This window comes from Epilithonimonas mollis, assembly GCF_900142325.1.
Classification (GTDB): Bacteria; Bacteroidota; Bacteroidia; order Flavobacteriales; family Weeksellaceae; genus Epilithonimonas; species Epilithonimonas mollis.
Genome location: NZ_FRAM01000001.1, coordinates 28,593 through 42,869, shown reverse-complemented (window position 1 = coordinate 42,869; position 14,277 = coordinate 28,593). Strand labels below are relative to the sequence as shown.

Genomic DNA, 14,277 nt, shown 5'->3' with positions numbered 1-14,277 from the left:
ACTTTGACAATATAGGATCAGGAAGAGTGTTTATTATCTTCTCGAATCTGTTTTTTTAGTTTTCTGATTTTGCTTTTGGTTTGTACGATTTGATAGATTACTAAAATTATAAAAATACAAAGAATGATGATGATCCAGTATTTGACATTATTGTCATTTTCAGAATTTTCCTCAGCCGTTTTTTTTACAATAATTTTGTTTACAGATTTCTTTTTTGCACTAATATCGGTATTGGTTTTCTGCTTATAAAGGTTCAGATACAAGGTATGATTTTTAATATCGTTTAATGCATAATAATTTTCCGAGATATATTTATAAACTTCAGGATTGGCATTTTCTACTTTATTGGATTTTAAAATCAGAATAGCTTTGTCAAATTCTTTTTTGGCTTTCAAATAATCTTTTTGCAGATAACTGATCCTGCCCAGGCCGGCAAGACTTTCTGCGTTCAGAAGAGCGTAGTTTCCGTTAACGGCATATTTCAGAGATTTTTCAAAGGATTCTCTTGCAGAATCAGGTTGATCCTGCTCCAGAAAACAACTTCCGATTTCGTTATATATATCTGCAATGGAAAAACGGAGCATGTCCCGGTTTTTGAGTGCCGCTAGATAGACTTCCAGCGCTTTCTGATAATAGGTATTGGCAAAATCGCACCCCAGTTCGTCACGGTAGATTAAGGCTTTTAAGAAAAGAATATTGCCTTTATAAAATTTCAGCGAGTCGGGTAGTGGATGTTTCTCAATCAGTTCATAAGCTTCATCCGCATAGTATTTTGCTTTGCTATAGATATTGAGATTATGATATTTTTCGCCGATGAATCCTGCTACCTGAATCTGCGTCGGATAATCATTAATTTTCTGCGAGATCTCTCTTGTTTTAAAAGCATATTCTATGGCTTTTTCATAATCCTTCTTCACAGAGTAGCTGCTGCCGATAATTGTAAGGATAGAAATTTCCATTTTTGGATTTCCCTTATATTTTTTATAAAGCTCTTTTCCTTGGAGGATGACCCTTTCAGGGTTTGAATTCATCAGAAGAAACAAAGAATCCAGATGTGGCTCATTTTTATTTTGTGCTGAGCAAGTCTGTGAATTGATGGTAAAAAGAACACAAAGAACTATTATTATATTTTTTATTTTTTGGATAATGATTTTCATGATCAATTGGCTATGGGAAGTTCTTTTTTAATAAAGCTGATAAATTCTTTAGGAGAAATTCCTGTTATAGTTTTAAATACGGTCGAAAAAGAAGTATGGGAAGAAAAACCGCTCTCCTCGGCAAGATAACTGATCTTGTAATTCAGAAAAGAAGGTTCGTTATGGAGTTTATTGATGATGTAATTGACTCTCAGTTCGTTGATGTAAGCATTGAAATTTTTATGCTTATGCTTATTGACAATTTCTGAAAGATATCTTGTATTGGTGTCAAGTTCCTTTGCCATAGATTGTAAAGTAAGACTTTTTTTTGTAAAGTCCTTTCCATTCTCGAAGGCAAGCAGTTTTTCCAACAGAATCTGTTCGGTTTTTTCCGGGATAAGCTGTGGCGTTCTGGACATCTCTTCAGCATCTTCCTTAGCTGAGATTATGATCTCTTCGTCTTTCTCCGTCTTTTTCAGCTTGCTGATGTATTCTTTATAATAATTATAATTTTGCCTGGTTCTGAATCTGAACCAAAATACAAATCCAAGCACAATAAAAGCAACCCCGATCATCCAGATCAGAATATGATTGGTCTTATATCTCTGATAATCTTTTGCCTTGAAATCACTTTCTGTAAGCGAAAGTATCAGGTCACTCGCTTTTTGCTGAGCCGAATTGATGGCTTCATTCAGTTCAAGATATTTCTGGTTATGAAATTGATATTTGGTTTTATTGCCTTCTGATAGATAGAAATCTGCTAAAAATTGATGTATATTTTTCTTTAAAACCACATCATTGACTTTTTCTGACAAGATCAGAAGTCTGGGAATTTCAATGAGATATTGCTGTTTATTTTTTCTGACGAAATTCGCTTTTGCAACATCTAACTCGGCATAAGCTGTAAAGTTTTCTTCCAAACCTGATTTTACGGAGATTTGCAGAGCTTTTTCAGCATACTGCAGGGATTGATCCCATTGCTGATCCATTCCATAAGCTTTTGCCAATTGACTGTACGATCTGGAAACCTGATAAGGAAATCGGGTTGAAAATTTTTTCAGAATTGTATCGTTGATGACTTCCGTAGCGTTACGATACTTTTTTTGTTCACAGAGCAGTATGGATTTTGCTGTCAGAAAATCAATATACAAGCTGGTTTTTTCAGGCTTATGAATAGAATTATTATCGAATTTTTCTGCAATCAGTTTCAGCCTTTCCTCTGCTTTGGGAATTACGCCTAATTTCCTATAAAGATCACCCAGGATAAGATTGGTGCGTAGCAATTCGGCAGAATCTTCATTAACAGAATTTAAATGAATGGATTCTAAAAGTGCGTTCAGTGCAATAATGTAATTTCCCTGCAGGATCTGGGCTTCGGCTTTCAGATTCAGAGCTTTGGAACGTTGTTCATCGGTATCTGCATTGATGGAAAGATATTCGGAAATTGTAATGGACTTTTCCGGATGTGTGTAAAGATTTCCTACTGCATTTTTATAAATATCTTCATTTTCCGATTTTTTTTGTGAAAACACACAAATGCTGCAAGCCAGTAAAAGCAGAACAATAAACTTATTGGTATATAGAATCTTTTTTTCCAAAAACATATTCCTCAATCTCATTGCTGCAAAGATATAATTTACAAATATAACATGAGAAACACTAATTACCGTTAATATTGGGATGATATTTTTGTTAATTCTTATAGATTAGAGTTTCAAAAACTCATTCTGTGCAATTTCTAAAATATTAAGATGACAAAATTTAGCTATAAAATTTATCTTAAAATCGAAATAATATTTACTTTTGGGACAAATTCTGGATATGAGTATTTTTAATGATACAAAGTTGGCATTTGCCGATAAAACCGACGCTCAGCTCAAAAAAGCCTACTGGATGTTTAAAGCCATTGAACAGCCTGTGTTGACCAATATTGGCGTTTCTCTTCTCAATTTTACCGTTAGGAACAATTTTCCGTTTGTGGATGGTATTGTGAAGCAGACTTTGTTCGAGCAGTTTTGCGGCGGTGAAACGCGTGAAGAAAGTATGAAAGTGGTGAAACAAATGTTCAAACGTGGTGTTGGAAGTATTTTCGATTATTCGATTGAAGGAAAAGAAGAAGAAGAAGTTTTTGATGCTGTTTGTAAGGAGATCAAAGATATTGTCCGTTTTTCTGTCGGAAATCCGGCGATTCCATTCATTGTTTTCAAACCAACGGCTTTTGGAAGAATTGATATTTATGAAGAAGTCGGGAAAGGTAAAGAATTGACAACCAGCCAGAAAAAAGAGTGGAATAGAGTTGTACAGCGTTTTGACGAAGTTTGTAAGCTTTGTTTTGAAAGCGACAAAAAAGTAATGGTGGATGCCGAGGAAACCTGGATGCAGGACGCTGCTGATCAGCTTTGTGAGGAAATGATGGAAAAATACAACAAGGAAAAGGCCATCGTCTGGAACACGATTCAAATGTACAGAACCGGCCGACTGGAATATATGAATGCACACTTGAAAAGAGCAAAAGAAAAAGGATACTTCATTGGTTATAAGCTTGTTCGTGGTGCTTATATGGAGAAAGAAAGAGAACGGGCTGCACAACTGAATTACCCAGATCCAATTCAGCCTACAAAACAGGCTTCGGATGACAATTACAATTCGGGAATCGATTTTGTAATGACAAATCTGGATAGAGTTTCTGCGTTTTTCGGAACACATAACGAGAAATCTTCCGAACTGGTAATGGACAAAATGAAAGCGAAAGGTTTGGAGCATAACAATCCGCATATCTATTTCGGACAGCTTTACGGGATGAGTGACAATATCACTTATTATCTCGCAGACCAGCATTATAACGTGGCGAAATATTTGCCTTATGGACCTGTAAAAGACGTTGTACCATATTTAACGAGACGTGCGCAGGAAAATACTTCTGTTGCTGGACAAACAGGAAGAGAATTAGGGCTTATACAGAAAGAATTGAAAAGAAGAAAATAGAAATTAGAAAATCCGCTGTGAAGCGGATTTTTTTTAAAGTTATTTTTGTTTAATAATTTGAGATAATTCTTTAAATTTCTTTAACTCAACTGAAGGAAAATCAGAGATAATCATTGATGAATCACTTAGTATTATCTGATTAAATCTACCGCTATGTGATGGAATATCCAGTCTGTTCAATTTTTTTTCACAGAGTTCATTAATGCTTTCGACAACTAATTTTTGTTCTTCATTTGTTATTTTAATACGTTTATAGAGTTAATAATTTTGATTTACTACCATCATAACAGGCTGTTTTTTCAATATAATCAGCCAGAAGAGACCCTTCTAAAGTATCTCTATAAATTATTAATTGTGTAACGTCGCCTCCCCATTCTCCGCATCTATCATCTCTTGTTTCTAATACAAGTTTATTAAATTGACTGATATGTCTGAATGTGTTTTTATTATTATCAGAGTCTTGACAAGAATAGGTCAAAATAGAAGTTAATACTAATCTTAAAATTATTTTCATTTATTGACAAGGTGATTTTATTAATCTACTTTTTCTTCTCCGCCTTCACAGCCTGCCTGGCTAACAATTTCCAGCCATTTTTAGTTTTCTGCCAGACATATAAAATATCCAGGCTTACTTCTCCTTGTTCTTTTCCAAAATCGTGAGTTTGTGCAAACAAATGATTGCGGACAATCGCTGTTTTATCTACAATTTGGATGGATTGATTGGTATTTTCAATTGTCAAGAAATTAGATTTTTTGCTGACTAATTTTTCTACAAATTCTTTCGCGTCATCAATATGACCACCCGAATGTCCGTAAGTCAGCTCCGGTAAAATCAATGATTCTAAAACAGTTTTGTCACCACTAATCATTGCTAATCTGAGTTTTTCAGACGCTTCGTCAACAGTTTGCTGGTCATTATTTTTTTGTGCCAATAGCATTGATACAGCCAAAAAGCTGAATGTCAATAATAATTTCTTGATCATAATTACTTTAATATCCATCAAAGATAATAAACATTGGGATGTAATTTGTTAAACATATTTTCTATCTTTATTTATACAAATTTTTAAGATTTTGAATCCAATTCTTGATATCGTTCTCCGCTCGCTGGCGGTTTACTTTTTTATGGTGATTGCTGTGCGCGTTTTTGGGAAAAATCAGTTGTCACAGCTTAATGCGGGAGATGTGATTCTTTTGCTGTTGATAAGTAATGCGGTTCAGAATGCTATGGTTGGTTCCAACAGCAGTTTGGAAGGCGGAATTGTTGCCGCTTTGGTTCTGTTTGTAGCGAATTTTGTCGTGAAGAAATTTATTTTCAAGAATCAGAAAATCAAAGAGTTGATAGAAGATCATCCTTATATTTTAGTAAAAGATGGAATAGTTTATCCGGAAGTTTTAAAGAAAGTTTCAATTTCCGAGGACGAACTGGAAGAAGCCGTTCACGAACACGGCATCGAAAAAGTATCTGATGTGAAATTAGCAATTCTGGAAGTGGATGGAAACATCAGTGTAATTTCAACTGACAAAGAAACGGAGCAGACGCACTATTCCAGACATAAAACTAAACTGAAGAGAAAGTTTAGAAATCAGTAATTGATTTATAAATCATAACTAATATTTATTCCCATTAAATATATATCAAAGTTTAGTACAGATGTTATTTCTTCTGAAGAATATATTTGATTTTTGAAATGATTAAATGATGTATCACCTGATTTCCAATGAAAAAATCTATTGTCTGCATCTCTTTCTATTTCAAAATATTTCTCTACACTAGTATCAACATAAGGCATATTTATATAAAATTCAAGTTGAATTTGAAATTCTTCATCTAATTCTTTAATTCTAATTTTTCTTTCGATTTCTATTAAATTATAATTACCTTCACTGTATAGTCTTTTTTCAGGTCCTTGTAAAATTAGAGAAAATATCATTTCATCTTTCTCAATTTTATCATCTATAAAATAATCAAAAGCACTATTATTTTCAAAAAATATTAGAAAACAATTTATTAATTCGTGAATTGTTAATTTATCTTTTTTTTCAATAGAATTTTCAATATTCTTTTTTAATATATCCGTAAAAGGAAGTAATCTATTTTTTATAAATTGAGAGAACATATAAATTAATTTTAAAAAATTCTTTCAGAATGACAAAGAGATTCTTTTTTAAGCTAAAATAGTAATTCCTTTCTCAGCTAAATCATAAATCGTGTTCCTTGCGCTATCAGGTTTTACATTCACAGCTTTTGTTCCATTGAAATGTAGACAAGTAATAAATCCAGCATTAAAAGCATCAATCGCAGTGAATTTTACACAATAATCCAAAGCCAATCCAACAATCTCAACTAACTGAATATCGTGATATTTCAGGAAATCCTCCAATCCTGTTTTCATAAAGTGATTGTTATCCTGAAAACCGCTGTAGCTGTCAATCTCCACATTTTTTCCTTTCTGAATGATGTGTGTGACTTTATCACGATTCAGATCTTTATGAAACTCTGCTCCAAAAGTTCCCTGAACACAATGGTCCGGCCACATAAACTGCGGAACGCCATTGAGTGAAATAGTTTCGCCTACATTCTTTCCATTATTGGAAGCAAAACTTTTATGATTGGCAGGATGCCAGTCTTGAGTCAAAATGATTTCGTCATATTCATTCTCTTCCATCAGAAGATTGATATAGGGAATGATGCTGTTAGCTTCCGGAACGGCCAAAGCGCCACCTTCGCAGAAATCATTTTGAACATCAACTATAATAAGGGCTTTTTTCATTGTCTGAGATTTGGGTTATCAAAATACAAAATGTCATTCTGAAAGAACCGAGCCAATTAATATAACTGGCATTTAGATTCCTGCAAAATGACATTTTGACTTAATTTATTTTAAAATTATCCTAAATATGGATATTTGTAATCTTTTGGAGAGACAAAAGTTTCCTTGATACTTCTTACAGACACCCAACGCGTCAAATTCATTTTAGAACCTGCTTTATCATTGGTTCCGGACGCTCTGGAACCTCCGAAAGGCTGTTGTCCAACAACTGCGCCCGTTGGTTTGTCATTGATGTAGAAGTTTCCGGAAGCATTTTCCAAAGCTTTGTAAGCTTCGTCAATCGCATATCTGTCTTGTGCGAAAATAGAACCGGTCAAAGAATATTGTGTTGAAGTATCAACCAATTTCAGGGTGTCTTTCCAGTTTTCGTCTTCGTAAACGTAAACAGTCAGGATTGGACCGAAGATTTCCTCAACAATACTTTCGTAATAAGGATTGATGGTTTCAATCACTGTTGGATACACGAACCATCCTTTTTTATCGTCATATTTTCCACCGATGATGACGTTGGCGTCGTTTGAAGCTTCCGCTCTGTCAATATAACCTTTGCATTTCTCGAAAGAATTTTTATCAATAACCGCATTTATGAAATTGGAAGGATCTTCAGGAGAACCAATTTTAATCGTTTTGATTTGAGCTTCCATTACAGCTTTTACTTCATTCCAAAGTGATTTTGGAACATAAGCTCTGGATGCTGCGGAACATTTTTGTCCTTGATATTCAAAAGCTCCTCTTACCAAACCTGTGGCAACGGCTTCAACATTCGCTGAAGGATGAACCATTACGAAGTCTTTTCCTCCAGTTTCACCAACGATTCTTGGGTAAGATTTATAGTTGTGAATATTATCACCAATCATTTTCCACATGCCTTGGAAAACCTTTGTAGAACCTGTAAAATGAAGGCCTGCAAAGTCTGGATGCGCTAAAATTTTCTCAGCAGTTTCTTTCCCGTCAGTAAAAATCATATTGATAACGCCATCCGGAAGTCCGGCTTCTTTCAAAACGTCCATGATTACTTTTGCTGAATAAACCTGTTTGTCAGATGGTTTCCAAACCACAACATTTCCCATCATGGCCATACAAGCCGGCAGGTTTCCGGAGATGGCTGTAAAGTTGAAAGGCGTCACCGCAAAGCAAAAGCCTTCGAGGGGTCTGTACTCTACACGATTCCAGATTCCTGCATCAGAAACAGGTTGCTCCGCATAAAGCTCTGTCATAAATTCTACATTGAAACGCAGGAAATCAATGAATTCACAAGCTGCATCAATCTCAGCCTGATGAACATTTTTGGATTGACCGATCATTGTAGCTGCGTTGATAACATCTCTGTATGGTCCGGCCAAAAGATCTGCAGCCTTCAGGAAAATTGCAGCTCTGTGTTCCCAGCCTAGTGCATTCCACTTTGATTTTGCTGCAAGGGCAGATTCTATGGCTAGGTCAACGTGAGACATGTCGCCTTCATAATAGAATCCGAAATCATGCTGATGATCCTGGGGCGAACTAAGTTGTACCTTTTTATCAGTTTTAATATCTTTTCCACCGATTACCATTGGGATTTCGGTTTTTTCTTTCCACATTTTTTTATAGGTGGTAATCAGGCTTTTTACCTCGTCAGAACCTGGAGCATAGGAATTTACAGGTTCATTTTGTGCAAAAGGCACTTGAGAAATGGCTTTAGACATAAATTTAATTTTAATTTCCACAAATTTACGATAAGCATTTTAAAGCGACAATTTAAAATGAATGTTTAAATATTTAGAGAAAAATCATTAATTTTGACCTAAGTTTAATTCAAAAAAAATAATTATGATTAAAAAACTACTTTTTGCTGGTGCTTTAGCATTGGCTTTCAATTCAATGAATGCGCAAACTGTTATTTTCGAAGATAGCTTCGAGACTTATACTGATTTTGCATATACAACCGGTACAGTTGGAAACTGGACTCTTAGAGATTTGGATGGAAAAAATTCTTACAAAATTAATGGGTCTGATTTTCCAAACCAATCCATTCCAAAAGCGTTTATCGTTTTCAACAAACAAGGGATTACACCTACAGTTCCTACTAGTACACAGTTTGATGCCAATACAGGCGACAAAGTGATGGCTTGTTTTAATGCTGTATCTTCACCTTGGAATAATGACTGGTTAATCAGCCCTAAAATTAAATTAGGAAGCTCTGATAACGTATTATCATTCTGGGCAAAGCCTATCAATGAGCTATACGGAGAAGAAAAGTTTAATGTTTTGGTTTCAACAACTGATACCAATACAGCTAGCTTTACTAAAGTGAATACAGCTGTTATTGTTACTGATCCTATCGTTGAATATGCTGAATATACGTTTAACCTTGATGCTTACAAAGATAAAGATGTATATATCGCTATACAGTGTGTTTCTGATGATCAATTCGCTTTGTTGGTTGATGATTTCAAAGTTGTAGGTAATGTTTTGGCAGTTTCAGATGTGAACAAAAAATCTGTTTCTGTTTATCCAAACCCGACTACTGATTATTTGACAATCAACCAAAGAGTTAATTCCGCAGAGGTTTATGACATGACTGGTAAGCTTGTTGCTTCGCCTGCAGTTGTAGATTCTAAAGTTGATGTTAAATCATTACAGAATGGAACTTACGTATTAAAAGTAAACACTGCAGAAGGTTCTACTTCTCACAAGTTTATCAAAAAATAATATTTAAAAAAATATGATTTTTAAAGCCTTTCATTTATCTGAAGGGCTTTTTTTAAATCCTTAGATTTGAATTTTAAATTATATATTAATGACAAATTTTGTATTGATAGCTGTTTGCATTATTGCCGGAATGATTTTCAAGTCTACGAAAACCATCCATCCGGAAGCGCATAAGGGTATCAATACCTGGATTCTTTATCTTGCATTACCTGCGGTTTCATTCAAATATTTACCAAAAGTTGACTGGTCTCTGGAGATGCTTTTCCCGATTGTCAGCACAGTCGTGATCGCAGTGGGAAGCTGGATTTTCATGCTGTTTTACAGCGGGGCAAAAAACTATTCCGCCCGGTCCAGAAGCACTATGGAACTGGCCAGTGGCTACAGCAATACGTCGTTTATTGGATTTCCTTTGATCGCTGCATTTTATGGAGAAAAATATCTGAGCATTGCCATCATCTGTGATCAGATGATGTTTGTGATGCTTTCCACCATGGGAATTATAGCTGCTTTGAAAGGTGGCAGCAAGACAGGGAAAGTAGAAACTAAATTTATATTGAAACGGCTTTTCACGTTCCCCCCATTTCTGGGATGTATCAGCGCATTGGTATTATCTCAATTCATCAGTCTTGATTTTGCTGAACCCTTTTTTGATAAACTGGCCGGGACTGTTGCGCCGTTAGCCTTGTTTTCGGTAGGCCTTCAGCTGAAGTTCAACGGATGGAAAAAACTGATGCCACAGATTTCGGTGTCGATGCTTTACAAGTTGATTTTAGCACCGGCTTTTGTATTGATATTGGCACTTGTTTTCGGGGTCAAAGGCGATGTTGCAAAAATAAGTATCTTCGAAGCTGCAATGCCAACGGTAATCACTTCCAGCATTATTGCCGAACAATTCCGGCTGAACACCAAGCTTATTAATCTGATTATAGGCATCAGCATTATAGTCGGATTTGCGACAACAGGAATTTGGTTTCAGATCATAGAATTGTTATTCTGACTAGGTGTGATTATTTAAGTTAATAAACTAAAGAATCACTATTTGGCTTTGAAAAGCTGATTCTTAAGCTTAAATTAAAACCATAAAAGTTATAAAAGATAAAGCTGCAGATTTCTTTTATGGATTTGTATGCTTAATATTTTTGTGTTTTACGGCAGGATAAAAAAGAAAATAGCGCAAAAATGCATGATGCTTCCTCCTAAAACAAACAGATGCCAGATAGGATGGTAAAACGGTTTACGGTCTTTGGCATAAAAATAAATCCCGAAAGTATAGCATAACCCACCCAGAATAATCAATGTCAATGCGCCGGTGGAAAGGTTTTCTATCATTGGTTTAATCGCAACCAGGGCAATCCAGCCCATAAGGGCGTAAAGGGATAATGAGATTTTTTCATTGCGTCTCAGCGGTGAAAATTTGAAAATAAATCCGATGATGGCTAGTCCCCAGATCACGCCGAACATACTCCAGCCCCAGACACCTTTCAGTCCGAGCAGAGCGATGGGAGTATAGGTGCCGGCAATGAGAAGATAAATGCTGAGATGGTCGATTTTCTGACAGATCTTTTTCCATCGGAGCTTATAAACAGCGTGATAAATAGTGGATGCAGAATAGAGTGCTAACAGGCTAAGGCCAAACACCAAAGACGATGCTAAAGCAATTCCGCTTTTGCTGACTACAGAATAATAAATCATCAGAATCAAAGCAACAACGGACAGGACAATACCAAAACCGTGGGTGATGACATTGTATAATTCTTCTTTTTTGCGGTTCTTCTTCGGCATCTTTCAATTTTAATGTAAAGTTAAATAATTAGATTTTCTTGATATAGAGAGCAGGTATTTTTAACACGAATTTAATTGTTGTTACATATATAAGGAGCCATTCTTAATCGAATTTAAATTTCACAACTTTAAAAGAATTTTACCAGTTGGTTATATCTTGGACATATTTTTTCACATATTATAAATGTTTTTCAATTGTACATGAAAATCCTTAGTTTTGATAAAAAATCAGAAATGAAGAGACTTCTCATTATTATATTGTTTTCTCAAATTGTTTTCTCACAATCGGTTTCTGATCAGTTGGACAAGTCTGTTAAAGAAATGATGTCAACTCCCAACGCTTTGTCAGCCAATCTTTCGTTCTATGTTTCGGATGAGAACGGAAACCTGGTTTATGAATATAATGGGAGCAAAGGGCTTTCTACAGCCAGTACGCAGAAGATTTTCACGTCAGCTGCAGCTTTGGAAACCCTAGGGAAGAATTATCAGTTCAAAACTACAGCTTCATATTCCGGGAAGATATCTAATGGCAACCTCGATGGCGATTTGTATATCGCTTCCAACGGTGATCCAACGCTTGGAACCTGGCGTTATGAGAACTATAAACCAGAAAACTTTAAACAGCAGTTATTAGAGGCTATTAAGAAAGCTGGAATCAAAAAAATATCGGGCAATCTGATTGTGGATGATTCTTATTTCGATTTTCAAAGCACACCCGGAGGTTGGCCTTGGAACGATTTGGGGAATTATTACGGAGCTGGCACTTTTGGTGTGAACTGGAGGGAAAATCAGTTTGATATCAATATCAATGGGAATCAGTTCAAAAGTTTTTCCTACGATTTGGAAAGTATCAATTGGATCAATGAATTGAAAACCGGTGGCAGTTCTGATCAGAGTTTGATTTTCACTGCGCCACATTCCGAGACGGCAATGATTAATGGAATGTTACCTGCCGGAAAAGTGACCACCGTTTCCGGATCAACACCCAATCCACCCATGCAGTTAGCTGTCGAAATCACAAAATTGCTTGAAGATAACAGTATTTCTATTTCAGGGAAGACAACCACCTATTATAATGAAAAGATTACCGGAAAAACGGTCTCAAAAGCACCTATTCAGAATAAGATTTTCGAATATAAATCACCGACACTGGATAAAATCATTTACTGGTTTTTAAGAAAAAGCATCAATCTGTACGGAGAAACGCTGATCAAAACAATGGCAAAAGAAAAGCGGAATAATCCAAATTTTGAGACCGGTGTCGATGTTCTGAAAGACTTCTGGAAGTCAAAAGGAATCAACCCGGCGATGATCAACTTTGCCGACGGAAGCGGACTATCACCACAGAATTATGTTTCGGCAAAAGCGCAGGTACAAGCTTTGCTTTATGCTAAAAAGCAAAGTTGGTTTGATGCCTTTTATGAAGGCTTTCCTACACAAAATGGGATCAAAATGAAAAGCGGAACCATCAAAGACAGCAAATCCTTTGCAGGTTATCAGACTTCTAAAAATGGTAAGAATTATATTTTCTCAATTATTCTTAATAATTACCAGGGCGGAAGTATCGGCAATGCTTTGTTCAAAGTTTTGGATAATTTGAAATAATGAGCAGAATCACTTCTTTTCCGGCGATTGTTGATGAGCAATCAGAAATCCTGATTCTCGGCTCTGTTCCAGGGGTTAAATCTCTGGAAATGCAGCAATATTATGCCCATCCGCAGAATCAGTTCTGGAAAATCATGTTTCATCTTTTTGATGAAGAGTTCTCATCGGATTATAAGCGAAAAATAGCGTTACTGAAAAAGAACAAAATTGCACTTTGGGATGTCATCGAAAGTTGTGAACGAAAAGGCAGCCTGGACACCGAAATCAGGAATGAAATTGATAACAATATTCCAGAGCTAATTGATAATCATCCAAATGTCAAAACGATTTTCTGCAACGGACAAAAATCGTATAAGAATCTCATCAAAATTATGGGTAAGGATTTTAAAATCCCGATTCTGGTTTTGCCGTCTACAAGTCCGCTTCATACTATCAAATTTGAGGAGAAATTGGAGAGTTGGAAAATCATTGAAAATTATCTTTAAATCAACTGTTCCAAATCTGCCAGGCTTTTTCCGCCTGCTGTTCCAGCATATAAAACCCGTTTAGCGTAGTTGCGCCTTTTTCTGCCGATTTTTTCAAGAAAGCAGTTTCTGCGGGATTATAAATCAGATCAATCACATAATGTTTATCGGTAATTCCTTCAAAAGGAAACGGAACCGATTCATCCACATTTGGGAAAGTTCCGACTGGTGTAGTCTGGATAATCAATAATGAATCTTTTACCAGATCTTCCGATAGATTTTCAAAATTGATTTCAGATTTTCTGGAAACGGTTTTGTGTTCGATATTATGTTTTTCAAGGATATATCTCACAGCTTTTGCCGCGCCGCCATCGCCAAGAATCAAAGCTTTTTTGTGATATTCTTTTTTGTTAATGAGTAATGTTTTCTCAAAGCCAAAAGCATCCGTATTGTAACCGGTTTTTTTTCCGTTTTGGAAACTGATGCAATTCACAGCACCAATTTGTAAAGCTTCGGCGCTCAGTTCATCAAGAAACGGAATAACAGCTTGTTTGTAAGGGATTGTGACATTCATCCCAACTAATTTTTGATTGCTTGCGATTGAATTAAAACTCTCGATTTCAGCGATATCAAAGAAGTTGTAAGAATGATTTTTTAAAAATAATTTTCTGAATTTTTCCTCAAAATATTTTTTTGAGAATGAATAAGAAATATTTTTCCCAAGCAATCCGAATTCCTTTTTTTCCATACTTCAAATTTAGGAAATATCATCGCAGGAATCAT

At 35.6% G+C, this 14,277-nt stretch carries 15 protein-coding genes; 6 read left to right on the top strand and 9 right to left on the bottom strand.

The genetic code is table 11. From position 1 onward, the window contains the following. Window positions 1–17: 17 nt before the first annotated feature. Together BUA97_RS00210 and BUA97_RS00205 are read right to left on the bottom strand one after the other, a co-directional pair. On the bottom strand, window positions 18–959 hold the full coding sequence (locus BUA97_RS00210; RefSeq protein WP_175546156.1) for a tetratricopeptide repeat protein: 942 nt from the start codon (window positions 957–959) through the stop codon (window positions 18–20). A gap of 200 nt (window positions 960–1,159) precedes the next feature. Next, on the bottom strand, window positions 1,160–2,740 hold the full coding sequence (locus BUA97_RS00205; RefSeq protein ID WP_072995646.1) for a helix-turn-helix domain-containing protein: 1,581 nt from the start codon (window positions 2,738–2,740) through the stop codon (window positions 1,160–1,162). A 217-nt stretch (window positions 2,741–2,957) separates the two neighbouring features. Here BUA97_RS00205 and BUA97_RS00200 point away from each other — a divergent pair, with 217 nt between their 5' ends. Next, window positions 2,958–4,121: a proline dehydrogenase family protein gene (locus BUA97_RS00200; RefSeq protein WP_072997156.1), complete on the top strand. Its 1,164-nt coding sequence runs from the start codon at window positions 2,958–2,960 to the stop codon at window positions 4,119–4,121. A 250-nt stretch (window positions 4,122–4,371) separates the two neighbouring features. Here BUA97_RS00200 and BUA97_RS00195 read toward each other — a convergent pair whose 3' ends face one another. Continuing rightward, window positions 4,372–4,635, bottom strand: a complete 264-nt coding sequence (locus BUA97_RS00195) for a hypothetical protein (RefSeq protein ID WP_072995643.1) — start codon at window positions 4,633–4,635, stop codon at window positions 4,372–4,374. 25 nt (window positions 4,636–4,660) lie between these two features. Next, window positions 4,661–5,122: a nuclear transport factor 2 family protein gene (locus tag BUA97_RS00190; RefSeq protein WP_245795770.1), complete on the bottom strand. Its 462-nt coding sequence runs from the start codon at window positions 5,120–5,122 to the stop codon at window positions 4,661–4,663. Window positions 5,123–5,195: 73 nt separating this feature from the next. On the opposite strand from BUA97_RS00190, the gene BUA97_RS00185 reads away from it, so the two are divergent. After that, window positions 5,196–5,714 carry a DUF421 domain-containing protein gene (locus BUA97_RS00185; RefSeq protein ID WP_072995638.1) on the top strand — a complete coding sequence of 173 codons (519 nt, stop codon included), beginning with the start codon at window positions 5,196–5,198 and terminating at the stop codon, window positions 5,712–5,714. A gap of 5 nt (window positions 5,715–5,719) precedes the next feature. Here the strand turns inward: BUA97_RS00185 and BUA97_RS00180 are convergent, their stop codons facing one another. The 3 genes from BUA97_RS00180 to pruA all read right to left on the bottom strand — a co-directional run bounded on the left by BUA97_RS00180 (window position 5,720) and on the right by pruA (window position 8,637). After that, on the bottom strand, window positions 5,720–6,241 hold the full coding sequence (locus BUA97_RS00180; RefSeq protein WP_072995635.1) for a hypothetical protein: 522 nt from the start codon (window positions 6,239–6,241) through the stop codon (window positions 5,720–5,722). A gap of 48 nt (window positions 6,242–6,289) precedes the next feature. Beyond that, window positions 6,290–6,895, bottom strand: a complete 606-nt coding sequence (pncA, locus tag BUA97_RS00175) for a bifunctional nicotinamidase/pyrazinamidase (RefSeq protein ID WP_072995632.1) — start codon at window positions 6,893–6,895, stop codon at window positions 6,290–6,292. Window positions 6,896–7,011: 116 nt separating this feature from the next. After that, a complete protein-coding gene (gene pruA / locus BUA97_RS00170) occupies window positions 7,012–8,637 on the bottom strand; it encodes an L-glutamate gamma-semialdehyde dehydrogenase (RefSeq protein ID WP_072995629.1) in 1,626 nt (541 codons plus the stop codon). A gap of 124 nt (window positions 8,638–8,761) precedes the next feature. On the opposite strand from pruA, the gene BUA97_RS00165 reads away from it, so the two are divergent. Beyond that, a complete protein-coding gene (locus tag BUA97_RS00165; RefSeq protein WP_072995625.1) occupies window positions 8,762–9,643 on the top strand; it encodes a T9SS-dependent choice-of-anchor J family protein in 882 nt (293 codons plus the stop codon). Between the two features lie 88 nt (window positions 9,644–9,731). Then, entirely contained in the window at window positions 9,732–10,640 is a 909-nt protein-coding gene (locus BUA97_RS00160) for an AEC family transporter (protein WP_072995623.1), read from the top strand. A gap of 149 nt (window positions 10,641–10,789) precedes the next feature. On the opposite strand, the gene trhA is transcribed toward BUA97_RS00160, so the two are convergent. After that, window positions 10,790–11,425 (bottom strand): PAQR family membrane homeostasis protein TrhA, encoded by a 636-nt coding sequence (trhA, locus tag BUA97_RS00155; protein ID WP_072995620.1) that lies wholly within the window; start codon window positions 11,423–11,425, stop codon window positions 10,790–10,792. A gap of 234 nt (window positions 11,426–11,659) precedes the next feature. Between trhA and dacB the strand changes: the two genes are divergently transcribed. Together dacB and BUA97_RS00145 are read left to right on the top strand one after the other, a co-directional pair. Beyond that, entirely contained in the window at window positions 11,660–13,030 is a 1,371-nt protein-coding gene (dacB, locus tag BUA97_RS00150) for a D-alanyl-D-alanine carboxypeptidase/D-alanyl-D-alanine endopeptidase (protein ID WP_072997155.1), read from the top strand. Further along, entirely contained in the window at window positions 13,030–13,515 is a 486-nt protein-coding gene (locus tag BUA97_RS00145; RefSeq protein ID WP_072995618.1) for a DNA-deoxyinosine glycosylase, read from the top strand. The genes dacB and BUA97_RS00145 overlap by 1 nt, the downstream gene beginning before the upstream one ends. A gap of 1 nt (window position 13,516) precedes the next feature. On the opposite strand, the gene BUA97_RS00140 is transcribed toward BUA97_RS00145, so the two are convergent. Next, the gene (locus BUA97_RS00140; protein WP_072995615.1) at window positions 13,517–14,242 is read right to left on the bottom strand and encodes a shikimate dehydrogenase family protein; all 726 of its coding nucleotides are present in this window, start codon (window positions 14,240–14,242) and stop codon (window positions 13,517–13,519) included. Between the last annotated feature and the right edge of the window lie 35 nt (window positions 14,243–14,277).